Annotated in this window: 19 protein-coding genes; 9 read left to right on the top strand and 10 right to left on the bottom strand. The window is 68.7% G+C overall.

What is annotated here, in order from left to right; translation table 11 throughout:
* Positions 1–139: 139 nt before the first annotated feature.
* On the bottom strand, positions 140–2,518 hold the full coding sequence (gene metE, locus AC1Q7H_RS25405; RefSeq protein WP_211981636.1) for a 5-methyltetrahydropteroyltriglutamate--homocysteine S-methyltransferase: 2,379 nt from the start codon (positions 2,516–2,518) through the stop codon (positions 140–142).
* A 130-nt stretch (positions 2,519–2,648) separates the two neighbouring features.
* Between metE and AC1Q7H_RS25400 the strand changes: the two genes are divergently transcribed.
* Positions 2,649–3,572, top strand: coding sequence for a LysR family transcriptional regulator (locus tag AC1Q7H_RS25400; RefSeq protein WP_013953227.1), 924 nt, complete (start codon positions 2,649–2,651; stop codon positions 3,570–3,572).
* 7 nt (positions 3,573–3,579) lie between these two features.
* Here the strand turns inward: AC1Q7H_RS25400 and AC1Q7H_RS25395 are convergent, their stop codons facing one another.
* Positions 3,580–3,921: a hypothetical protein gene (locus AC1Q7H_RS25395; RefSeq protein WP_041228660.1), complete on the bottom strand. Its 342-nt coding sequence runs from the start codon at positions 3,919–3,921 to the stop codon at positions 3,580–3,582.
* 152 nt (positions 3,922–4,073) lie between these two features.
* Here AC1Q7H_RS25395 and AC1Q7H_RS25390 point away from each other — a divergent pair, with 152 nt between their 5' ends.
* Positions 4,074–4,544, top strand: coding sequence for an Lrp/AsnC family transcriptional regulator (locus tag AC1Q7H_RS25390; protein WP_010814564.1), 471 nt, complete (start codon positions 4,074–4,076; stop codon positions 4,542–4,544).
* On the opposite strand, the gene AC1Q7H_RS25385 is transcribed toward AC1Q7H_RS25390, so the two are convergent.
* On the bottom strand, positions 4,545–5,075 hold the full coding sequence (locus tag AC1Q7H_RS25385) for a riboflavin biosynthesis protein RibA (protein ID WP_153953471.1): 531 nt from the start codon (positions 5,073–5,075) through the stop codon (positions 4,545–4,547). It lies immediately after the preceding gene.
* Positions 5,076–5,341: 266 nt separating this feature from the next.
* Between AC1Q7H_RS25385 and ribA the strand changes: the two genes are divergently transcribed.
* The 3 genes from ribA (at position 5,342) to AC1Q7H_RS25370 (ending at position 8,013) form a co-directional block, all read left to right on the top strand.
* Positions 5,342–5,938 (top strand): GTP cyclohydrolase II, encoded by a 597-nt coding sequence (gene ribA, locus AC1Q7H_RS25380; protein ID WP_013953224.1) that lies wholly within the window; start codon positions 5,342–5,344, stop codon positions 5,936–5,938.
* 178 nt (positions 5,939–6,116) lie between these two features.
* The gene (locus AC1Q7H_RS25375; RefSeq protein WP_013953223.1) at positions 6,117–6,596 is read left to right on the top strand and encodes a MarR family winged helix-turn-helix transcriptional regulator; all 480 of its coding nucleotides are present in this window, start codon (positions 6,117–6,119) and stop codon (positions 6,594–6,596) included.
* A gap of 46 nt (positions 6,597–6,642) precedes the next feature.
* Positions 6,643–8,013 carry a serine hydrolase domain-containing protein gene (locus tag AC1Q7H_RS25370; protein ID WP_013953222.1) on the top strand — a complete coding sequence of 457 codons (1,371 nt, stop codon included), beginning with the start codon at positions 6,643–6,645 and terminating at the stop codon, positions 8,011–8,013.
* A gap of 49 nt (positions 8,014–8,062) precedes the next feature.
* On the opposite strand, the gene AC1Q7H_RS25365 is transcribed toward AC1Q7H_RS25370, so the two are convergent.
* Positions 8,063–8,398 (bottom strand): HigA family addiction module antitoxin, encoded by a 336-nt coding sequence (locus AC1Q7H_RS25365; RefSeq protein WP_035815276.1) that lies wholly within the window; start codon positions 8,396–8,398, stop codon positions 8,063–8,065.
* Positions 8,399–8,409: 11 nt separating this feature from the next.
* Entirely contained in the window at positions 8,410–8,688 is a 279-nt protein-coding gene (locus AC1Q7H_RS25360) for a type II toxin-antitoxin system RelE/ParE family toxin (protein ID WP_153953472.1), read from the bottom strand.
* Positions 8,689–8,913: 225 nt separating this feature from the next.
* Between AC1Q7H_RS25360 and uvrA the strand changes: the two genes are divergently transcribed.
* The 3 genes from uvrA (at position 8,914) to AC1Q7H_RS25345 (ending at position 16,087) form a co-directional block, all read left to right on the top strand.
* A complete protein-coding gene (uvrA, locus tag AC1Q7H_RS25355) occupies positions 8,914–14,775 on the top strand; it encodes an excinuclease ABC subunit UvrA (RefSeq protein WP_492381874.1) in 5,862 nt (1,953 codons plus the stop codon).
* 97 nt (positions 14,776–14,872) lie between these two features.
* Entirely contained in the window at positions 14,873–15,223 is a 351-nt protein-coding gene (locus AC1Q7H_RS25350) for an endonuclease (protein WP_211981633.1), read from the top strand.
* 24 nt (positions 15,224–15,247) lie between these two features.
* Positions 15,248–16,087 carry an endonuclease/exonuclease/phosphatase family protein gene (locus tag AC1Q7H_RS25345; protein WP_013953217.1) on the top strand — a complete coding sequence of 280 codons (840 nt, stop codon included), beginning with the start codon at positions 15,248–15,250 and terminating at the stop codon, positions 16,085–16,087.
* A gap of 101 nt (positions 16,088–16,188) precedes the next feature.
* Here the strand turns inward: AC1Q7H_RS25345 and AC1Q7H_RS25340 are convergent, their stop codons facing one another.
* The 3 genes from AC1Q7H_RS25340 to AC1Q7H_RS25330 are packed head-to-tail and all read right to left on the bottom strand — an operon-like array spanning position 16,189 to position 17,233.
* On the bottom strand, positions 16,189–16,572 hold the full coding sequence (locus AC1Q7H_RS25340; protein WP_153953474.1) for a hypothetical protein: 384 nt from the start codon (positions 16,570–16,572) through the stop codon (positions 16,189–16,191).
* 30 nt (positions 16,573–16,602) lie between these two features.
* Positions 16,603–16,833 carry a hypothetical protein gene (locus tag AC1Q7H_RS25335; RefSeq protein ID WP_013953215.1) on the bottom strand — a complete coding sequence of 77 codons (231 nt, stop codon included), beginning with the start codon at positions 16,831–16,833 and terminating at the stop codon, positions 16,603–16,605.
* A gap of 34 nt (positions 16,834–16,867) precedes the next feature.
* Positions 16,868–17,233, bottom strand: coding sequence for a BON domain-containing protein (locus AC1Q7H_RS25330; RefSeq protein WP_211981632.1), 366 nt, complete (start codon positions 17,231–17,233; stop codon positions 16,868–16,870).
* A gap of 442 nt (positions 17,234–17,675) precedes the next feature.
* Between AC1Q7H_RS25330 and AC1Q7H_RS25325 the strand changes: the two genes are divergently transcribed.
* A complete protein-coding gene (locus AC1Q7H_RS25325) occupies positions 17,676–18,314 on the top strand; it encodes a hypothetical protein (RefSeq protein ID WP_013953213.1) in 639 nt (212 codons plus the stop codon).
* Positions 18,315–18,345: 31 nt separating this feature from the next.
* Here the strand turns inward: AC1Q7H_RS25325 and treY are convergent, their stop codons facing one another.
* Together treY and treZ are read right to left on the bottom strand one after the other, a co-directional pair.
* Positions 18,346–21,033, bottom strand: a complete 2,688-nt coding sequence (gene treY / locus AC1Q7H_RS25320) for a malto-oligosyltrehalose synthase (RefSeq protein ID WP_492381873.1) — start codon at positions 21,031–21,033, stop codon at positions 18,346–18,348.
* On the bottom strand, positions 21,033–23,039 hold the full coding sequence (treZ, locus tag AC1Q7H_RS25315; RefSeq protein WP_492381872.1) for a malto-oligosyltrehalose trehalohydrolase: 2,007 nt from the start codon (positions 23,037–23,039) through the stop codon (positions 21,033–21,035). Before treZ ends, treY begins: the two co-directional genes overlap by 1 nt.
* Between the last annotated feature and the right edge of the window lie 76 nt (positions 23,040–23,115).

The following is a 23,115-nucleotide window of genomic DNA, read 5'->3' as shown; positions in this document are numbered from 1 at the left end:
ACAAAGGCCGCATGCCCTCGCAGGCATGCGGCCTTTGTCTTTTCCTGCCGGCGCAAGGCTCAGAAGTTGTAGCGCACCCCGGCGTAGATGGCCCGCCCGCTGCCTGGACAGAACACCGCGGTATTGGCGCCGCGCCGGCTCAGTGCGCGTGCGTAGCGCAGGCCGTGCACGCGCCGCTGGCGTGGGGCACTGCCGCGGCGGTGGCGGCTGCAGGCTTGCTGACGCGCTTCCATGTCGTTGCGCCCCGCGCCGACAGCTGCGCGCGCAGCGCGCGGGCCGCGCTGACCATATTGGCCAGCGCTGCTTCGGTCTCTTCCCAGCCGCGCGTCTTCAGGCCGCAGTCCGGGTTGACCCACAGCCGCTGCGGCGGCACCACCTCGCAGGCGCGGTCCAGCAGCCGCTCCATGGCCTGCACCGACGGCACCCGTGGCGAGTGGATGTCGTAGACGCCCGGCCCGATCTCGTTCGGGTAGTCGAAGTCGCCGAAGCCTTCCAGCAGTTCCATTGCCGAGCGCGAGGTCTCGATGGTGATCACGTCCGCGTCCATGGCGGCGATGGCGGGCAGGATGTCGTTGAACTCGGCATAGCACATATGGGTGTGGATCTGGGTCTGGTCCTGCACGCCGCTGGCCGACAGCCGGAAGGCGGTGACGGCCCAGTCCAGGTAGGCATCCCAGTCGGCGCGGCGCAGCGGCAGGCCTTCGCGCAGCGCGGGTTCGTCGATCTGGATCACGCGAATGCCGGCCTGCTCCAGGTCGCACACTTCATCGCGGATGGCCAGGGCCAGCTGGCGCGCGGTGGTGGCACGCGGCTGGTCGTCACGCACGAAGGACCACTGCAGCATGGTGATGGGGCCGGTGAGCATGCCCTTCATCGGCCGCTCGGTCAGCGATTGCGCATAGCGGGCGGTATCGACCGTCATCGGCTCGGGCCTGTACACATCGCCGTAGATCACCGGCGGCTTGACGCAGCGCGAGCCATAGCTCTGCACCCAGCCGTTCTCGGTAAAGCCGTAGCCGCACAGCTGCTCGCCGAAGTACTCGACCATGTCGTTGCGCTCGGCTTCGCCGTGCACCAGCACGTCCAGCCCCAGTGCTTCCTGCTTGCGTACGGCCACGGCGATCTCGGCGCGGATGCGCTCCAGGTATTCGAGCGCGCCGATCTCGCCGCGCTTGAAGGCGGCGCGGGTCTGGCGGATGGCGGCGGTCTGCGGGAACGAGCCGATCGTGGTGGTCGGCAACAGCGGCAGCTGCAGCGCCTGGCGCTGGCGCTCGATGCGCTCGGCAAAGGGGCTGGCGCGGTTGGCCATGCCGGCGCTCACGGCTGCCAGCCGCTGCTGCACACGCGGGTTGACCACCCGGCGCGAGGCGCGGCGCGAGGCCTGCGCGGCGTCGGATGCTGCCAGCGCTTCGGCGACGGCGGCGTCGCCCTCGTTCAACGCGCGGGCCAGCACGGACAGTTCGTCGAGCTTTTCGGTGGCGAAGGCGAGCCACGACTTCAGCTCGGCATCGAGGCGCACTTCATGCGCGAGCGACACCGGCACATGCAGCAGCGAGCACGACGGTGCCAGCCACAGGCGCTCGCCCAGCGCGGCCTGCACCGGGCGCAGGGTGTCCAGCACCCGGCGCAAGTCGGTGCCCCAGATATTGCGGCCGTCGATCACGCCCAGCGACAGCACGGCGTGCGCGGGCAGCGCGGCCTGCCACGTTGCCAGCTGTTCCGGCGCCCGCACCAGGTCGATATGGAAGCCATCGACCGGCAGCGCAGCGGCGCGCTGCGCATGGTCGGCGGCGGTGTCGAAATAGGTGGCCAGCAGCAGCTTGGGGCCGGCTTCGCGCAAGGCAGCGTAGGCGGTGTCGAACGCGTCGAGCCAGGCCGGCTCCAGGTCCAGGCACAGCGCCGGCTCGTCGATCTGCACCCATTCGATGCCGCGCGCCTTGAGCTGGCCAAGGATGCGGCGATAGCCCTGCAGCAGTTGCGGCAGCAGCGTCAGGCGGTCAAAGCCCGCCACATGGCTCTTGGACAGCCACAGGTAGGTGACCGGCCCGATCAGCACCGGGCGGGCGCGCAGGCCAAGCGCAAGCGCCTCATCGGCTTCCTCGAAGAACCATGCCGGGCCGCCGTCGAACGTGGTCTCGGCGTCCAGTTCCGGGACCAGGTAGTGGTAGTTTGTGTCGAACCACTTGGTCATTTCCATGGCCGGCTGCTCGCGGTTGCCGCGCGCCAGCTCGAAGTACTGCGTCAGCGTGAGCTGGGCCGGATCGAAACCGAAGCGGCGCGGCAGCGCGCCCAGCAGCGCGGTCAGGCTCAGCATCTGGTCGTAATAGGCAAAGTCGCCGGTGGCGACGGTGTCCAGGCCGCGGTCGGCCTGCAGTTGCCAGTGGCGGCGGCGCAGTTGCGCGGCTACGTCGCGCAGCTCGGCTTCGGTGCGGTCGCCGCGCCAGAACGCTTCTTGTGCAAATTTCAGTTCGCGGCGTTCGCCGATGCGGGGAAAGCCGAGGATATGGGTGCGTGCCATGGATGTTGCTCCGGAAGATGTCTGGCGCACAGTGTCGGTTTGCCCGTAAAATGAATCAAGCGACAAGTTTTAAACAACGTATGAATCAGTTTCATATCAAGATGGGCGGGCGGCAGGTTGGGGGCACGACATGATCGAAGTCCGCCATTTGCGTTCGCTGGTGGCGATTGCCGAGTCCGGCAAGCTGGCCACCGCGGCCGAGCGCGTGCATGTCAGCCAGTCAGCGCTATCGCACCAGATCAAGGCGATCGAATCGCACTACGGGCTGCCGCTGTTCGACCGCACGCGCCAGGGGCTGCGCTTCACGCCGGCGGGCGAACGCCTGCTCGCGCTGGCGCGCGAGGTGATGGCCGCGGTCAGCGCGGCCGACCGCGATATCGAACGGCTCAAGGGCGACACCCGCGGCGAGCTGCGCGTGGTGCTGGAATGCCATACCTGCTTTGACTGGCTGATGCCGGTGATGGATGAGTTCCGCCGCCGCTGGCCGGAAGTGGAGGTGGACCTGGTGGCGGGCTTCCACGCCGACCCGATCGCGCTGCTCAGCGACGGCCGCGCCGACATGGTGATCGGCTCGCTGCCGGCGGCCCGGCGCGGGCTGGAGGTGGCGCCGCTGTTCCGCTTCGAGATCCTGGCGGTCATCGCCAATGAACACCGGCTGCGCAACAAGCGCCGCATCGAAGCCGGGGACCTGGCCGGCGAAACGCTGATTACTTATCCAGTGCCGGAGCAGCGCATCGACCTGATCCGCGAGGTGCTGGAGCCTGCCGGTATCCACCTGGAACGGCGCACGGCGGAACTGACGGTGGCGGTGCTGCAGCTGGTAGCCAGCCGCCGCGGCGTGGCGGCGCTGCCCAACTGGGGCGTGAAGAACTACGTTGACCACGACTACGTGCTGGCCAAGCGCATCGGCGCCAGAGGGTTGTGGAGCGAGCTCTACGCCACGGTGCCGGCGGCGATGGCGCGCCGGCCCTATGTGGCGGACTTTGTCTCGATCGTGCGCGATACGTGCGCGGCGCAGCTCGATGGGATCGAGCTGCTGCCGCAGGCTGCTTAGGCCCGGGTCACGCGGACAGGGCCAGGGCCGGCTCGCGGTCGGTGCGGCGCGTGGCGGCGCGCGGCGCAGCCTCTGCCATGGCGTCGCTGTCCGGGTCATCCACGTCGGCAATCAGCAGTTCCACGTCGAAACCATTGTCGAGGCGGCGCAGGAACAGCCACAGCAGGCCGGAATCCTCCGCCGTCAGGGTGGCATGCAGCACGGCCTGCGTGGCGGCGTCGAAGCTGAGTTGCGCCGGCGCCAGGCCGGTACGGCGCGCATTGGCCAGCACCCATTCCATGGCGCCGAACAGGTCGGCGGTATCGAGTCGCAGCGAGAGGCGCAGGGTGGGGAGGGTGGTGGCTGGCATGTGTCGTTTCCGGCAGGTCGTTCGATAGGGTAAATTTACCAGCCGTTGCCCGAAATTGGCTTCTCTATTTTCTCCGACATGGATCATATTGAAGAATAGGTATCCATGTATGGCAGAATTTGAGGATGTTTCTTTTCTTGTGAGCGATTGCGATGGCACAGCCTCCCAAACTCGACGACACCGACCGGCGCATCCTGCGTGAACTGCGGCGTGATGGCCGCCTGTCCAATGCGCGGCTGGCCGAGCAAGTCGGCCTGTCGGCCACGCCTTGCTGGAACCGCGTGCGCGCGCTGGAAGAAAGCGGGGTGATCGAAGGCTACGCCGCGCTGCTGAACCAGAAGGCGCTGGGCTTGCCCGATACCGTGCTGATCGAGGTCACGCTCGAGCGGCACGACGACGACATGCTGTACCGCTTCGGCAAGGCCCTGGCGGAATTGCCTGAGGTGATGGAGGCCCACTTGCTGACGGGCGAATATGACTACCTGATCAAGGTCGCCGTGGCGGGGACCCTGGGCTATGAGGAATTCCTGCGGCACAAGCTCTACAAGCTGCCTGGCCTGCGCCACAGCCGCTCGACCTTTGTGCTGCGCACCCTCAAGCGCGAGCCTTCGGTCGAGCCCTGATCAGGCTGTCCGGAGCACCTCGGCGGTGGTATTGCGCAGTGAGCGCAAGGCTTCGTGGCATTGCTGCGGCGTGGTCGGGTGTACCAGCAGCGCCCAGCGGCCATGCTGCACGGCCTCACGCACCGGCGTAATCACCAGTTGATGGTCCGGCCGCGCGGTCATCAGCCCCGCCAGCAGCATGCCGGACACCAGGCCCAGGAAGATGGCCGCCCCGGCGGCGAGGCCCGGGCTGTCCATGACGGCCTCGACCTCCTGCCGGTGCAGGATGCCGACAATGGCCAGCCCGATCACCACGCCCAGCGCACCCATCATCAGGTGCGAGCGCACCGCGGTGCGCGCGATGGCGTCGTCCTCGGGCTCCAGCTTGCGGCCGAAGTGCGCTTCGTATGGGTGCACTAGCCGCACCTGCCCGCGCTTGAGGTGGGCCTCATGGGAGACCCGTTCGGCGGCGTCGCTGGCTGCCGACCTAGTATCGAACAGTGCTGCGATCTTGGTACTGGCTTGCTCAGCGTTCAAGGGATTACCGGTCATGCCTGCTCCTGCTGGGGCCGAGGGCCGCCGTCAGGTGATGCACAATGCGCTTCGGATGCCTGGGACGGCTCTGGCGATGTCCTGTAAACCGAGTCTACCGACCCGGCTGAAGCGGCTGCATAAGTGGATCGCGCGTACTGCTGTAGGACTTCGCCGACGGCCGCCCCGTCCCGCCACGGCGGGGAATCCGAGCGCGAAGGCGCAATTCCGCTCATAATGTCGGCGGTGCCGGGCCGCGCCCCCGCCTTTTGACCACGAATTCCGGTATGAATGACACAGAAATTGAGCTGATCGACTCGGCGCGCCTGCCGACGCGATTCGGCGACTTTACGGCGCACGCCTTCAAGGGCGCCGATTCAGGCATCGAACACCTGGCCCTCAGCGTGGGCGATGTGACGGGCGATGACGTCCTGATCCGCATGCATTCCGAATGCCTGACCGGCGACGTCTTCGGTTCCTGCCGGTGCGACTGCGGCCCGCAGCTCGAGCTCGCGATGGAAAAGATCGCCGCCGAAGGCCGCGGCATCCTGCTGTACCTGCGCGGGCATGAAGGCCGCGGCATTGGCCTGGCCGAGAAGATCCGCGCCTACCGCCTGCAGGACGGCGGGCTCGACACGGTCGACGCCAACCTGGCCCTGGGCCAGGAAATCGACGCGCGCAACTACGCCTTTGCCGCCGATCTGCTGCACCAGTGGGGCGTCAAGTCCGTGCGCCTGATGAGCAACAATCCGCTCAAGGCCGCCGCGCTCGAGAAAGCCGGCATCACGGTCTCGGAGCAGTTACGCCACATCGTGCCGTCCAACGCCGAGAACGAGAAGTACCTGGCCACCAAGCGCACGCGCATGGGGCACCTGCTTGACTGATCGCGGTTGAGTACTGAAGGCAGCCGCCGCGCTGCCTGCACAGGCCCGCTGCCAGGAATCCTGGGGCGGGCCTTTTCTTTTGCCAGGCGATAGCCCGTCGAACCGTATTTACCCTTGGTTAGTTGCTGATGGAAACTATTGCCCATAGAATCTATTGGCCGCCTGATCACCTGTTCCCATGTCCAACACTGCCAGCACCACCGATTCCATCCTGGAATTCATGTCGTTCCGCTTGAACCGCCTCTGTGAAATGACCAAGAGCTCTGCCTCCGGCTTTTACGAGCGCGAGTTCGGCATCGGCCTGCGGGAGTTGCGTGTGCTGCGTTTTGCCGGGCTGGAGCCGGGCCTGACGCTGACGCGCCTGATCGAACTGGTGCTGCTGGAGAAAACGGTGACTTCCAAGCTGGTCACCGCGCTGGCAAAGCGGGGCCTGCTGCGCCGTGAAGTCGGCGAGGCCGATGCCAGGCAGCTGAACCTCTACCTGACAGCGGCGGGCGAAGCACTGGTCGCGCAGACGTACCAGCGCGGCGACGTGCTGGAGAAGATGTTTCTCTCCGTGCTGACGGAAGCGGAAGTGCAGACGCTGGATCGCTGCATCGACAAGCTGACCGCGGCTTTGATCGAGCATCAGCAGGGCGCGGATGCGCAGGCGGGCTAGCCCTGCGGGCGGCAATCCCTCAATCAAAACAAAGCAAGGAGACAGCATGTCGTTGAAGACCCTTCCGGAATCCTCGCGCCCCTGGCGCCGCCTAGCATGCATGGCGCTGTGCGCGGCCAGCCTGCCGGCCTGGAGCCAGAGCGCCGGCAGCACCGCCGGGAGTGCGGCCGCCCCGGCAGCCGCGGCGCCGACGCTGGTCGCCGCGCTGGACAGCGACCCGAACCGCCTGGGCTGGATGCAGGGCTTCCCCCCGCCGCCGGACAAGCTGATCACGCATACGCCGGGCGCCGACAGGTTCCCGCGCAATCGCTGGCTGTTCTCGCATATCCGTGAACTGGTGCCGACCGCGTCCGTCTGGCGCGGCGCCGGCCCGGCCAGCGCGCTGCCGCGTGCGGAACGCGACATCGGCGCGGTGGCATTCACCGATGTCGATGGCACCCGCCGCACCTTCGACGAGATGCTGGCGCTGACCTACACCGACGGCATCCTGGTGATGCACAAGGGCAAGGTCATCTATGAGCGCTATTTCGGCGCGCTTGACGGGCACACGCCCCATATCGCCATGTCGGTCACGAAGTCATTCGTCGGCACGCTGGCCGCGATGCTTGCAGCGGACGGCAAGCTCGACCCAGCAGCACCGGTGACGCGCTACCTGCCCGAGCTGGCTGGCACGGCCTATGGTGACGCCACGGTGCGGCAGGTCATGGACATGACCATCGGCGTGCGCTACTCCGAGGACTATGCCAATCCAAAGGCAGAGGTGTGGGACTACGCGCGTGCGGGCGGCATGCTGGGCCGCCCGGCGGGCTACAGCGGCCCGGGGAGTTTCTATGACTTCCTGAAGACCCTGCAGAAGGAAGGCGACCACAATGCTGTGTTTGCGTACAAGACGGTCAATGCCGAGGTGCTCGCGTGGATCGTGCGCAGGGCCTCGGGCCAATCGCTGGCCAAGCTGCTCTCGGAGCGGATCTGGCAACCGATGGGTGCGGAGCAGGATGCGTACTTCACCGTGGACAGCATCGGCACGGAGTCGGGCGGCGGCGGGCTGAACACCACGCTGCGCGACCTCGCGCGCTTTGGCGAGACCATCCGCGGCAACGGGCGCTTCAATGGCAAGCAGATCATTCCGGCCTCGGTCGTGGCGGATATCCGCGGTGGCGGCGACCGGGACCAGTTTGCCAGGTCGGCCAGCGCGCCGGTGCTGCCGGGCTGGAGCTATCGCGACATGTGGTGGGTCTCGCACGACAGCCACGGCATGTTCCAGGCCGCCGGCATCCATGGCCAGCGCATCTATATCGACCCCAAGGCCGAGCTGACCATCGTGCGCTACGCGTCGCACCCCGTGGCCGGCAACGCGGCCAACAATCCGATCACGTTCCGCGCCTTCCGGGCGCTGGCGGAAACGCTGATGCGATAGGGTGATGGACCGGGCGGCGTGCCCAGCGTCGCCCCGGTAACACCGTTCTCTACTTTTCCGCAGCCGGCTGACCGGCCGCCGCCGCATTGCGCGGCGCCACTTCCGCCATGATCCGCTCGCCGTGGTCGCGCTGCGCGACCTTCAGGTCATAGTCCAGCTGCAAGTTCAGCCACGACTGCGCATCGCCGCCAAAATAGCGCGCCAGGCGCAGGGCGGTGTCCGGCGTGATGCCACGTTGCTCGCGGACGATGTCGTTGATGCGCGCCGCGGTCACGCGCAGCGCGAGGGCCAGGGCGTTGGCGCTCATGTTGAGCGGTACCAGGAAATCCTCGCGCAGGATTTCGCCCGGGTGGATGGGACGCATGCCGTCCTTGAAGCGAACCATGTCAGTCTTCCTCAGTGATAGTCGATGATCTCAACGGCCGCCGGGCCGTCGTGGGTCCAGATGAAGCAGATTCGCCACTGTTCGTTGATGCGGATGCTGTAGCGGCCTTTGCGGTCGCCCGCCAGTAACTGCAGGCGATTGCCCGGCGGGGAGCGCAGGAACTCCAGCGTCGACGCACTCTGCAGCAGCCGCAGCTTGCGTTCGGCCACGGCGCGGATATTGCCGAAGCGTGGTACGCAGCGGCCCGCGAACAGTTCAGCGGTGTCGGAACATCTGAATGACTGGATCATATCGTATATCGGTAATCGATAAATAGCAATACAGCGAAAGTCAGGCATTGGCCTGGGGCGAACGTCCATGAAAGCCGCTCGCCTCTCGCGCCGCACCGTCACTTGTCTGATTCCGGGCGACGTGATCGATACCAATTCTTTTCCAACCTGATAGACTGTATGGATGTACAGTGGTCGGGCCGCCTCCTGACCCCTCCTTAACGTCCTGATTCGAAAAGAGAAATCGTGTCGAGCAAGCAGCTAATCCGCATCCGCGGCGCCCGCCAGCACAACCTCAAGAATGTCGATCTCGACCTGCGACCCGGCGAGATGACCGTGGTGACCGGGCCGTCTGGCTCGGGCAAGTCCAGCCTGGTGTTCGACACGCTCTATGCCGAAGGCCAGCGCCGCTACGTCGAGACCTTCAGCGCCTACGCCCGCCAGTTCCTGGACCGGATGGACCGGCCCCAGGTGGAGCGCGTGGACGGGGTGCCGCCCGCCATCGCCATCGACCAGACCAACCCGGTGCGCAGCTCGCGTTCGACGGTGGGCACGATGACGGAGCTGAACGACCACCTGAAGCTGCTCTATGCGCGCGCGGCGGAGCTGTTCGACAAGCAGACCGCGCTGTCGGTGCGCCATGACTCGCCCGAAACCATCTACGCCGAGCTGCTGGCGCGCACGGCCGAGGGCCAGCCGCATCACGATGCGCGGCTCGTGGTGACCTTTCCGGTCGAGCTGCCCGAGTCCGCCACCGACGAAGAGGTCCAGCAGTGGCTGTCCGTCAGCGGCTATACGCGCGTGCAGGCGCAGCGCGTGGTGCAGTCGCCCACCGGCGCACGCAAGCTGCTCGATGTGGTGGCGGACCGCTTCCGCATCGGCAATGCCGAGAAGGTGCGCGTGGTGGAGGCGATCGAAGCTTCGCTCAAGCGCGGCGGCGGCCGCGTCAACATCTATGTGCTGGCTGACGGCGACGAAGGCCCCGTATGGCGCTTCTCCACCGGTCTGCACAGCCCGGACAGCGACCTGCGCTATGCGGACCCGCAGCCGGCGCTGTTCTCGTTCAACTCCGCCTACGGCGCGTGCGAGACCTGCCGCGGCTTCGGCCGCGTGATCGGCGTCGATCTTGGCCTGGTGATCCCCGACGCGCGCAAGACGCTGCGCGGCGGTGCGATCAAGCCGATGCAGACTCCGGCGTGGAAGGAGTGCCAGGATGACCTGATGCGCTACGCGGCCAAGGCCGGCATCCCGCGCGACACCCCCTGGACCGAGATGACCGAGGCCGAGCGCCACTGGGTCATCCATGGCTCGCCGGACTGGACCGGCCAGTGGAACAAGCACTGGTACGGCGTGATGCGGTTCTTCAACTACCTGGAGTCGAAGGCCTACAAGATGCACATCCGCGTGCTGCTGTCGAAGTACCGCAGCTACACGCCGTGCGAAACCTGCGGCGGCGCACGCCTGAAGACCGAGTCGCTGCTGTGGCGCCTGGGCTCGAAGGACAATGCCGACGCCGTGCTGGCGCCGCCGCGCCGCTTCCTGCCGCGCGGGGTGGACTGGGACCGCACCCAGCTGGAGGCGCTGCCCGGCCTAACCGTGCATGACCTGATGCTGCTACCGATCGAGCGCATCCGCCGTTTCTTCGACGGACTGACGCTGCCCAGCGCGATGCTGGACGATGCCCTCAAGCTGCTGCTGGCCGAGGTGCGTACGCGCCTGAAATACCTGTGCGACGTGGGTTTGGGCTACCTGACGCTGGACCGCCAGAGCCGCACGCTGTCCGGCGGCGAGGTGCAGCGCATCAACCTGACCACGGCGCTGGGCACCTCGCTAGTCAACACCTTGTTCGTGCTGGACGAGCCCAGCATCGGCCTGCACCCGCGCGACCTGAACCGCATTGTCGAGGCCATGCACCGGCTGCGCGATGCGGGCAACACGCTGGTGGTGGTTGAGCATGATCCATCGGTGATGCTGGCTGCCGACCGACTGATCGACATGGGCCCGGGCCCCGGCGAGCGTGGCGGCAATATCATCTTCGACGGCACGCCGGCGGATATCCGCAATGCCGGCACGCTGACCGGCGAATACCTGGGCGGGCGCCGCCGCGTGGCCGATGCCTCGCACTGGCAGCGCCGGTCGGTGGATGCCAACCTGCCGCGCATCGTGCTGGAAGGCGCCACCGAGCACAACCTGCAGGATGTCACGGTCGAGATCCCGCTGCAGCGGCTGGTGTGCGTGACCGGCGTGTCGGGTTCGGGCAAGTCCACGCTGCTGCAGGACGTGCTGCATCCGGCCATGGCGCGGCACTTCGGCAAGGCCACCGAGTCGCCGGGCGCCTTCCGCCAGTTGACCGGCGCCGACCTAGTCGACGATGTGGTCTTTGTCGACCAGTCGCCGATCGGCAAGACCGCGCGTTCCAATCCGGCCAGCTACGTGGGCGCGTTCGACGAGATCCGCAAGATCTTCGCCAAGGCCCCGATGGCGCTGCAACGCAGCTACACCGCGGGCACCTTCAGCTTCAACTCGGGCGACGGGCGTTGCCCGACCTGCGGCGGCTCGGGCTTCGAGCATGTCGAGATGCAGTTCCTGAGCGATGTCTACCTGCGCTGCCCGGACTGCGACGGCACCCGCTATCGCCCCGAAGTGCTGGAAGTGAAGATCGAGCGCGCCGCCCCCGGCCAGCCGCCGCGCTTGCTGAGCATTGCCGACGTGCTGGAGCTCACGGTCAGCGAAGCCGCCGCCTGCTTTGCCGCCGACCCCGCGGTGCTGCGCGTGCTGCAGCCCATTGTTGATGTCGGCCTGGAATACATGAAGCTGGGCCAGCCGGTGCCGACGCTGTCGGGGGGCGAGGCGCAGCGCCTGAAACTGGCCGGCTTCCTTGCCGAAGCGGCGCAGGCAACGCCGTCGCGGACCCGGCCCAGCGCCATCCCGCGCCGGCTGTTCATGTTCGACGAGCCGACCACGGGTTTGCACTTCGACGATATCGCCAAGTTGATGCGCGCCTTCGGCAAGCTGCTGGACAGCGGCCATTCGCTGATCGTGATCGAGCACAACCTGGACGTGATCCGCGCCGCTGACTGGCTGATCGACCTTGGCCCCGAGGGCGGCGACGCCGGCGGGCGCGTGGTCTGCACCGGCACCCCGGAAGACGTGAAGCGCTGCGCCGAATCGCATACCGGCCAGGCGCTGATCCACTATGACGCGGCGCTCGGCGAAGCCGGCACGCTGGCAGCCGAGCGCGCCGAGATAGAAGGCGTGCCGCTGCAGGCCGCGCTGCAGGCACGGCGCGCGCGCCGCGCGGTGGAGGGCGAGGACGTGGTGCGCATCGTCAATGCGCACGAGCACAACCTGAAGGCGCTCAACGTCGATATCCCGCACGGCAAGTTCAACGTGGTCACCGGTGTGTCCGGATCGGGCAAGTCGACGCTGGCCTTCGACATCCTGTTCCACGAGGGCCAGCGCCGCTATCTGGAATCGCTCAATGCCTACGCCCGCTCCATCGTGCAGCCGGCGGGCCGGCCCGAGGTGGATGCGGTCTATGGCATCCCGCCCACGGTGGCGATCGAGCAGCGCCTGTCGCGCGGCGGCCGCAAGAGCACGGTGGCGACCACTTCCGAAGTCTGGCACTTCCTGCGCCTGCTGTACGTCAAGCTGGGCATCCAGCATTGCGTGCATGACGGCGCGCCGGTGACATCGCAGAGCCCGGAGTCCATCGCCGCTCAGCTGCTGCGCGACCATCGCGGCCAGCACGTGGGGCTGCTGGCGCCGCTGGTGGTCAACCGCAAGGGCGTCTATACCGACCTGGCCAAGTGGGCCAAGGCGCGCGGCAATACGCACCTGCGTGTCGATGGCGAATTCCTGCCGGTCGACCCGTGGCCGCGGCTGGACCGCTTTCGCGAGCACACTATCGAGTTGCCGGTAGGCGACTTGGTGGTGTCGGCCGAGAACGAGGCCGAGCTGCGCGCGCTGCTGGCGCAAACGCTTGAGGCCGGCAAGGGCGTGATGCACCTGCTGGCGCCGCTGGACGGCCTGCACGACGCCATGCACAACGGCGGCACCGCGCACGTGGGCGAGGTCAAGGTGTTCTCGACCAAGCGCGCCTGCCCGGTGTGCGGCACCAGCTACCCTGAGCTGGACCCGCGCATGTTCTCGTACAACAGCAAGCACGGCTGGTGCACCACCTGCGTGGGCACCGGGCTGGCACTGACGCGCGAGCAGCGCGCGGCGTTCGACGATACCGTGCTGGCGGACGACAACCGCGGCCGCGAGCAGAGCCTGCCGTCGGAAGAGCAGGAACCCGAAGGCGTGGTCGACACGCCGTGCCCGGACTGCCACGGCACGCGCCTGAACCTGGTCGCGCGCGCGGTGACCTTTGACGAGAACGCCATCGTCGACGTGGCGCAGTGGACCGTGTCCGATACCCGCCGCTGGGTCAATGGCCTGCATCTCACGGGGCGCGATGCCGAGATCGCCCGCGATGTCATCAGCGAGATCGGCAGCCGCCTGCAGTTCCTGGAGGAAGTGGGGCTGGGCTATCTCAGCCTGGACCGCGCCGCGCCAAGCCTGTCTGGCGGCGAGGCCCAGCGCATCCGCCTGGCCGCGCAGCTGGGCAGCAACCTGCAGGGCGTCTGCTACGTGCTGGACGAGCCCACCATCGGCCTGCATCCGCGCGACAACCAGATCCTGCTGGACGCGCTGCGCAAGCTGGGCGACAAGGGCAATACGCTGGTGGTGGTCGAGCATGATGAAGACACCATCCGCCGTGCCGACCACATCATCGATATCGGCCCCGGTGCGGGCAAGCGCGGCGGCACGCTGGTGGCACAGGGCGGCGTGGCCGACCTGTCGGCGTCGCCGGACTCAACCACCGGACAGTTCCTGGCGCACCCCATCATCCATCCGCTGCAGGCAAGGCGCAGGGTGAAGCCCGGCGCCGCCGGCAAGCCCGCCGATCCGCCGGAATGGCTGACCGTGCATGGCGCATCGCTGCATAACCTGCGCAAGGTGACGGCGCGCATTCCGCTGTCGCGGCTGGTGGCCATCACCGGCGTGTCCGGATCGGGCAAGTCCACGCTGGCGCGCGATGTGCTGATGACCAACCTGCTCGATGCGGTGGGCCGTTCGGTGCTGTCGTCGCCGGCGACCCGGCGCGCGCGCAACGTTGCGAAAGACGAGTCCAAGGCAGCGAAGTCAAGCGCCAGGAAGCCGCTCAACGTCGAGCACAACTGGCATGGCTGCGACGCCGTCACCGGCTGGGAATCGATCGACCGCGTGCTGGAAGTGGACCAGACCCCGATCGGCAAGACGCCGCGCTCATGCCCGGCCACCTATATCGGGGTGTGGGACACCATTCGCCGGCTCTTTGCCGATACGCTGGAAGCGCGCGCACGCGGCTACACGGCGTCGCGCTTCTCGTTCAACACCGGCGACGGGCGCTGCCCGGCGTGCGAAGGGCAGGGCGTGCGCACCATCGGCATGAGCTTCCTGCCGGACGTGAAGGTGGCGTGCGATGTCTGCCACGGCCAGCGCTTCAACCCCGAGACCCTGGCGGTCACCTGGCGCGGCAAGAATATCGGCGACGTGCTGACGATGGAGATCGACGAGGCGGTGGAGTTCTTCTCGGCCATGTCGAACATCGCGCATCCGCTGCAACTGATGAAGGACGTGGGCCTGGGCTACCTGACGCTGGGCCAGCCGTCGCCTACGCTGTCCGGCGGCGAGGCGCAGCGCATCAAGCTGGTGACTGAACTGAGCAAGGTGCGCGACGACATCACGCGCCGCGGCCAGAAGGCGCCGCATACGCTGTACGTGCTGGACGAGCCCACCGTGGGCCTGCATATGGCCGACGTGGCGCGCCTGATCCGCGTGCTGCACCGGCTCACGGACGGCGGGCACAGCGTGGTGGTGATCGAGCATGACCTCGACGTGATTGCCGAGGCCGACTGGATCATCGATCTTGGGCCCGAAGGCGGTGCGGGCGGCGGCACCATTGTCGGCGCGGCCGATCCGGAGGCCTTGTCGCGCAACGCGGCCAGCCATACCGGCGCGGCGCTGGTGCCGGTGCTGGCGCGGGGCAATGCCGAAGCAGGCAAGGTGGGCATCGCGTAAGGGGTTTGCGCAGGGTTGGCACAGCGAAGGGCGTACGGGCACGCCTTTCGCTTGATCATGGCTACTGGCGCGCACATCGCGTGCAACGGAGGTAACCATGAAGCATATCCGCCCCTGCCGACTCCTTGCAGCCGTGGCCCTGGCCGCTGCCGCAATTCCCGCCATGGCGCAGGCGCCGGGCACGCCGCGCGGCGCCTATGACCCGTATTCTCAAGGCGCGCGCAGCACTGACAAGTTCGACCCGTATTCCCAGGGCGCCAACGCGCCCACCCGGACCGACCTGGCGCCCGCGCCAGAGGCCCAGCCTTCGACCATGCCGGCGCAGCCTGGCGTGCCTGACACGACCATGCAGCGCGCCCCGGATCCGTACATGGGCGGCCCACGTTGGGAAAGCCCCGACCTCGGCCGCCGCGTCGGCAAGCCGAACCCGTTCCTGGATGGCAGCTGAGCCTGGCGGCCAGCGCTGCCGGCCATGCGAATGCAACCGGACTTACCGTCTCTTGTAAATCCTGCCCAGGCGCGTGACCCCGGCGACACGCTTGCGGTCGCCGGCGCGCGGGCAGCGCTGCACTGCGCGCGGCCGGCGGACGCGGCCGGCATTGCCAGCATGATGGTGGCCAGCTACAACATCCACCGCGCCGTGGGCACCGACCGCCGCTATCGGCCGGACCGCGTCGCAGCGGTGCTGGAAGAACTGGACGCCGATATCGTCGCGCTGCAGGAGGTGGAATCCGGCAGCAGCAACGACCATACCCTGGAATACCTGGCCGGCCATACCGGCATGCACGTGGTCTCGGGTTTTACGCGCGTGCGCGGCAATGCCGATTATGGCAATGCGCTGCTGGCGCGCTTTGCGCCGCAGGCGGTGAACCAGATCGACCTGACGGTGAAGGGCTGCGAGCCGCGCGGTGCCATCGATGTCACGCTGGCGTGCACGGCGTCAGGCCGGGAGAGCGCGCTGCGCGTGATTGCCACCCACCTGGGCCTGCGCCCCGGCGAGCGCCGGCGCCAGGTGCAGCAGTTACTCAACTATGTGGCCGCGGCGCCGCCGTTGCCGACCATCCTGCTCGGTGACGTCAATGAGTGGTTCCTGTGGGGCCGGCCGTTGCGCTGGCTGCATGCGTATTTCGAGCACACTCCGCACACCGCCACCTTCCCGTCGCGCTGGCCGGTGTTTGCGCTCGATCGCATCTGGGTGTCGCCGCGCGCGCACCTGGTGTCGGTGGCCAGCCACCGTTCGCCGCTGGCGCGCGTGGCCTCCGACCATCTGCCGTTGCTGGCTCGTTTTGAGGTGCCCACAGCGCCGACATAACGGCGGCTTCGATGAGCGTCCTGAAACAAAGACGGCGGTCCCGGGCGCACCGGGGCCGGCCGTTCGTCTTGCCGCCCTGATACGCCCTTGCCGGGCGCTATCTAACGCGGTGCGCGGGGTGGGCGCTCCTCGCGCTCATCGGTGTGGTCGGCCTTGTCGACCGGCACTTCGGCCGGCAGGTCTTCGGCGGCATGCACCACTTCATCGGCGATCTCTTCCTCGGGGCTTTCCTCATCCTGCGCCGTGTGGGCCTCATTCTCGCGTTGCTCGATTTCTTCCTCGATATCGTCGGTTTCCTGTTCGAGATCGGGGTCGAGCGTGCTCGGGATATGGCCCGCGTCGGCGCGCGCGGCGCCGGACGCGGTGTTCTCGCGCGAACGGCGGCCGGCGGAGGCCTGCGCGCCTTCACGCGGCACGGGCGCTGTGCCGCCCACGCGGTCACCGTGGCGTGGGCCGGTACGGTGGGTACGTACGGTCTTGCTCATCGTGCCTCCTGTTCGGTTGGCCCGGCGGATTCAGTAGTTCTCCACCGGCGATTCGCTTTCTTCTGACTGGCCGCCGCGGCGCCTGACTGAAGGCGGCTCGCCGTTCTCGTCCGGAATGTCGTGCTCGCGTTCGACATCATGGCGGCGGTCGCGCCCGGGCTTGCCGCGTTCATGCTCGGTGTCGGGGCCGCCCTTGTGCGGATCGGGGCGCTCGCTGCGGCGCCGCGTGATGTCATGGTCGGGCTGGCGATGGGTGCTCATGGCGTCTCCATGGAGGTTGGCATGGCGCTGCCGGTCAGTCGGTACCGGCGCGCAGCTCGTCTGACACGGCGCTCACGCCGCGCACCGAACGAGCCAGTTCCATTGCCATCGTACGCTGTTTATCGTCGCGCACGGTACCTTCCAGCTTGACCACGCCGTCAGTGGTGGATACACGGATCCGGGCGCGGTCCAGCACGCGCGTGTTTGCCAGGCGGGCCTGGACTTCGGCAGTGATGGCGCGGTCGCTGGCGGCTTCGGTGTCGCGCGGCGCGGCGGTGCGTCCCGTGGACGACGGCGCTGCCGGCGCATCGGCCGGGACGGCCGTGACGGCCTGGGAGGCGGCCATCGCCAGCACCGCCAGAGGCAGCGCCAGGCGGGCGATGCGGGAGCGTGGTGTCATGACGATCCTCCTGTACTTGGCGGGGCAGGGCGATTCCTGCTCCGCATCTGCCTTAGACCTGCAAGCTCCGTTCCCGGCCCCGGCGCCGGCGGTGCCTGGCTGGGTCCTGTGCGGCTTGCGGCGCAGGCGCGGCGCTGCCGGCGCGGCACACGCGGCGTAGTTTTTACAGCCGCGGCAGAAACTGCATGTGCCGTCTCCTGGCATCCGTGCGCGTGCCGGCAGGCCGTCGCTGCATGATCGGCGCGATGCTTGCGCGCTGTCGTGTGATTGCGTGCCGTCGTGTCTATAGTGGAGGAAATGCTGGCAAAAACTGGCGAGCGGCAAGTGCCGGCGAGCACAGCCCGCAACGCCGGCCCGATGCCGCGGCGGCACCCTGTGCGCCGCGTGTCGCCGGGCCCGACAGCGCAGCCGGGGGGAGCGGCTCATCCGTTGCGAGGTAGTCATGAACCTAGCCAGCATCCTGTCCACTGTCGTCCTGGCCTCGTCCGTCTCGGTGTCTTCGGCGCCGGTGGAGCGCCAGCTGCTTGCGATGACGCCCACGGACTTCGCCCAGCGCTTCAATACCGTGGCCCAGGACACCGGCTCCGGCCTGGCCTTGCCCAGTTTCAAGGTTAAGCCGGGCTGGCACCGTGCCGCGCCCAGCTCGGGGGTATCGGTGCTGGTGCGCGCCAGCCGCTCGGGCTACGTCCTCGATGAGGTGGTGGTGGTGTGCCGCGAGGTCGAGCGCTGCTTCCTGACCATCTGCACGGCCGCACTTGCGATTGACGACAGCGTCAACCCGCTGCTGCTGCAGCGCTTTATCGTGGCGCGCATCGCGACCGAGCTGGGTGAGGTGGGCCTGGTGATGTCGGGCCTGGCGTATATCGTCGTCACGCCCAAGGAGGACGATTACGTGGCCGTCGTGATCCGGCCCTACCTGCCGCAGGAACGCGGTGCTTCGCCCGGCCAGGCAAGGCGCGAGCCGAAGGACGACGGCGCGCAGCCGCCGCAGCACGGCCAGGCCTCGCCGCATGGCACGCCGCACCATCCGCACGGCCCGCTGACGCCGATCGTGTTGCACACGGCGGCGCAGAAGTCCTGAGACCGCGACCGTTCGCGTTGCCCGGGACCGCTTATGGCTGGCGCAGCAGCAGCGCCACCGGCAAGCCGCCCAGTACCTCGCGCAGGCGCAGCCGGCCCATGGGCGCGTCCAGCACATGGCCGGTCAGCGCATCGGTCCAGCGGCTGGGCTGCGGCGCACCCACGTTCAGGATAGTGTCACCCCAGCCCGCGGGCGGGATGCGCGGCATGGTCGGGTCGACCTGCGTGGCCGCCAGCCGCGTCACCACCGTGATGGCCTGGTGCGCATCCGCGGTGCGGGCAAAGGCCAGCACCTGCGGCACCAGCGCGCCCTGCGCCGCCAGCGTGCTGTATTGCCCGTCGGCAAAGAGCCGTGGTTGGGCGCGGCGTACTGCCAGCACCTGACGTATCAGCTGCTGCTTGATGCGTCCGTCGCGCCAGCGCGTTAGCCAGTGGGCCCAGCCAGCGCTGCAGCCCAGGCGCGCGCGCAGTTGCGCAAAATCGGGCGGGCGCCGGTTGTCCGGATCCACCAGGCTCAGGTCCCAGCCTTCGCATCCCTGGTAGCGGTCGGGGATGCCCGGTGCGGTCAGCTGCACCAGCACCTGTGCCAGGCTGTTGACGGCGCCGGCCACGGCAATATGCTGCGCAAACTGGCCGATATGCGCCAGCACACCCAACGGCCAGTTCGCCGCGATGGCACGCAGGAAGGCCTCGCACGCGGCTTCGTATTCCGCGTCCGGGCAGGTCCAGTTGCCGTGGCGCTTGGCTTCGCGGATGGCCTTGAGCTGCCACGCCGACACGCGCTCCAGGAAAGCGTCGACGGTGTTGCTGCCTGCAGGCTTGCCGATGTCCTCCATCGGCCACGCGCCGACCAGAGTCTGGTACAGCATCAGGCGGTCGCCGGGGTCGGGCGCCTGCGGCAGGGTCGACAGCAGCGGTGCGCACGCGCGTTCCCATGCCGCCACGGCATCGGCCCAGGCGTCGGGCATCTCGCTCAGCACGGCCAGGCGCATGCGTGTGTCCTCGCCGCGCTTGTGGTCGTGAGTCGCAGTGGCCAGCATGGCATGAGGACAGGCCAGGCGCCGCGCCGCCATGCGCGCGTGGAACTGCGCCGGCGGCAACGCCAGCGTGGCGGGGTCGCTGCCCACCTCGTTGCGCGACAGCAGCCGCCCGTAGCGGTAGAACGCCGTGTCTTCGCCGGCCTTGGCTGCCAGGGCGGGCATCAGTTGCTGCAGGCGGCGGCGCAGCACGCCGGTTTCGCTGTCGGGCGGGGCTGGCGTGCGCAGGCAGCCGCCGATAAAGGCCAGTGCCACGGCCTCGTCCGGGGCCAGGCCGGCGCGCGCCGCCTGCATGGCTTGGTCCAGCATGGCGTCGTCGGCCTGTGCGGCCGAGGTGTCGCGCGCGCCGGGTTGCGCGTCAAAGTAGCTGCGGTAGACGGGCACCGCCGCCATCAGCGCGGCCAGCGCGCGCCGCAGCGCCGCGCGTGTCAGGTCGCGTGTGCCGGGCTCCTGCTTCGCGCAGTCGTGCAGGCAGGCGGCCGCGCCTTCGTACTCGGTCACGAGGTGCCGCTCCAGCACCTCGTGCCGCGCCGCCTCGACATGGGCGGCATACGGGCGCGCATCGCCGCTGGCCGATGCCCACAGCGCGCCCAGCGGCGCCTCGCCGTTGCCGTCGTGCAGCACGGCGGCCACATCGTCCATGAAGTCGTAGCCGGTGGTGCCATCGACCTGCCAGTCCGGCGCCAGGCGTTCGCGCGGGCCCAGGATCTTCTCGACCACCAGCCACGGGTGCGCCAGCCGCAGCAACGGCGGGCGCGCGGCGGCGTGCCGGTCCAGTTCGGCACGCAGCCGGCGGCAGTAGCCAGCGGGATCGGCCAGGCCGTCGACATGATCGACACGCACGCCGTCGATCCAGCCTTCGCGCAGCAGGCGGAAGACCAGCGCGTGGACGGCGTCGAATACCTGCGGGTCTTCCTCGCGCACGCCGACGAGATCGCTGATCTCGAAAAAGCGCCGCCAGTTCAGTGCCGCGGCTGCGGTGCGCCACCAGGCCAGCCGGTAGTGCTGGCGCTCCAGCAGTGCGTGCAGCCGGGTGCGGCCTTCGGCCTGCGCGGGGTCGTACCAGCCGGGCTGGGTTGCGGCCGCGGCATCCACGCTGCCTGGCGCCAGCGGCAGCGAGTGCTCGAAATAGCGCAGGTGGGCGGCATCCTCTGCGCTGGCGGGCACCCATTGCAGCTCGCCCGACACCAGCGTGTCCCAGTAGGACTGACCCAGCATCGGCAGCAGCACCTTGCCATGCAGGGCGGGGTCGCGCGGGGTCCAGTCGATGTCGAAGCTGGCGGCGCAGCGGCTGGCGCGTCCGTGGGTCAGCACGTCGCGCCACCAGCCGTTGTGGGTGGCGTCGGCCGCCATGTGGTTGGGCACGATGTCCAGCACCAGGCCGAGGCCGGCGGCGCGGGCGCGCCCGGCCAGCGCTTTCAGGCCGGGCTCGCCGCCCAGCTCGTCGCGCACGCGGGTGAAGTCGGTGACGTCGTAGCCATGGGTGGAGCCCGGGCGCGCGCTGCACACTGGCGACAGGTACAGGTGGCTGACGCCGAGCGCGGCGTAGTAGTCAACGACGGCGGCGGCATCGGCAAAGGTGAAGCCCGGATGCAGCTGCAGCCGGGCGGTGGCGCGGGGCAGGTCATGGTCGCCGCCATCGCCATGGCTGCCTGGCTGGGATTCCGGCAAGCCGGCGGGCATTATCTTGCGCGCGCCGCGGCGGGCTCGCACATGGTGGCGACGCAGGCCAGCGGCGGCAGCATGCCGGCGGACAGCTCGGCCGCGGCGCCGGGCAGGCTTTCATGCAGCGCCGCGCTCATGTCGCGGCACGGGCGTGTGCATGGCACGGCTTCGCTGCCCAGGTTCAGCCACAGGCTCAGTTCCATGCCGTCCATCAGCCGCCAGCGTGCGCACAGCGCGGCCGGCCCCAGGATATCGACGCCCGCCGACTGGCAGCCGGCCAGCCGGTCCAGCAGTTCACGGCGGCGGACGGAGAGCAGTTCGTGGTAGTACGGTGTCCAGTCGCCGTCGTCCTCCAGCTCGGGGCGCGACGCCTCGAAGGTGGCCGGGTCGTTGGGGTCGGGGATGGCCGCGGCGCGCGCATCGTCGCGGAATGCCGCGGAAGCCGCAAACTCGCGGCGCCGGCCGTCGCGCACGGCCTGTGCCAGTTCGGGCGGGTGACTGGTGAAGTAGAGGAAGGGCCGCTGCGAGCCGGTTTCCTCGCCCATGAACACCAGCGGCACCTGCGGGCACAGCAGCTGCAGCGCCACCGCTGCGCGCAGCGCATTGCGGTCGGCCAGGCCGGCCAGCCGGTCGCCCAGGGCGCGGTTGCCGGTCTGGTCGTGGTTCTGCAGGAAGCAGACGAAGGCCGTGGGCGGCAGGTGCGCGCTCGGCTGGCCGCGGCGCACGCTGTCCGCGCTTGACGACACGCCCGGCGCGGCGGCAGCGCGGTGCGCCGACGGCTCGCCCTGGTAGGCAAAGCCTTCGCCCAGCACGCGTGCAAGGTGGCGCAGCGCGGGCTCGCCGCGCCCCGCAGCCGCATCCTCGCCCTCATCGGCGCAGCGGGTGTAGTCGCGGTAGTAGCCGTCGCCCTCGCCGGTCAGCAGCACGTGCAGGGCATGGTGCGCGTCATCGTTCCACTGGGCGTCGTAGCCCTTGGCCAGCAATTCGGCATCATTGTTGTCGTTCTCCAGCACCAGGTGGAGATGGCGGTTGGCGCCGTCGCCTTCGGCCAGCATGGTGCGCAGCTCGCCGGGCAGCGCCGCCAGCCAGCCTTCGTCCTCGATCGCGTGCACGGCGTCCAGGCGCAGGCCGTCGAAGCGGAACTGCTCCAGCCAGTAGCGCGCGTTCTCGGTGAAGAAGCGCCGCACCTGCGGCCGGCGGAAATCGATGGCCGGCCCCCATGGGGTCTGCCGGTCCGCGCGGAAGAACGCGCTGGCGTAGCGGTGCAGGTAGTTGCCCTCCGGCCCGAAGTGGTTGTAGACCACGTCCAGCAGCACCATCATGCTGAGCTGGTGGGCGCGGTCCACCAGCGCGCGCAGTTCGTCCGGCGTGCCGTAGGCGGACTCCGGCGCGAATGGCAGCACGCCGTCATAGCCCCAGTTGCGCGCGCCGGGGAACTCCGCCAGCGGCATCAGCTCGACCGCGGTGAAGCCCAGCGCCGCCAGCCGCGGCAGCTGCCGAGCCGCGCCGGCAAGGCCGCCGCACAGGCCCACGTGCATCTCATAGATGATGGCTTCATGCCACGGGCGCCCGCGCCAGTCGGGGCACGCCCACGCAAAGGCGCCAGCGGCGTCGGGAGCGGGCACGATGCTGGGCCCGTGCACATCGTCGGCCTGCCCGCGCGAGGCCGGGTCGGGCACGGTGGTGCCGTCGTCAAGCCGGAACCAGTAGCGTGCCCCTTTGCTGCACGCAACGATGGCCTCGAACCAGCCATTGGCGCCGGCCGCCATGCGCACCGGACCGAGCCCGGCGATCTCCAGCCGTACCGCCTGGCCTTGCTCGGCTGCGTCCGGGGCCCACAGGCGGAACCGCACGCGGCCGTCTGGCAGCCAGGCCGGCCCGAACAGGTACTCGTGCGCAGGTTCGTCGTTGCAGGGCAGGCCCGGCTGCCTGAAGGCAGCGGGCGCCGCAAAGCAGTCGTGCGGGGCCAGGCTGGGCATGGCGGAGCGGGCGCCGGGGGCGAGAAGAAACGGGTTGGCGTGCAAATTCGGCTCCTGGCTTCCGGACAGCTGTGGGAAGTGCCAAGGGAGAGCCGGCCGGATGGCCGGTTTTGGCACGATG

It is taken from the genome of Cupriavidus sp. GW823-FHT06D04, from assembly GCF_058795055.1.
The sequence above is the reverse complement of the archived record's forward strand: the minus strand, read 5'-3'. Positions and strand labels throughout refer to the sequence as shown.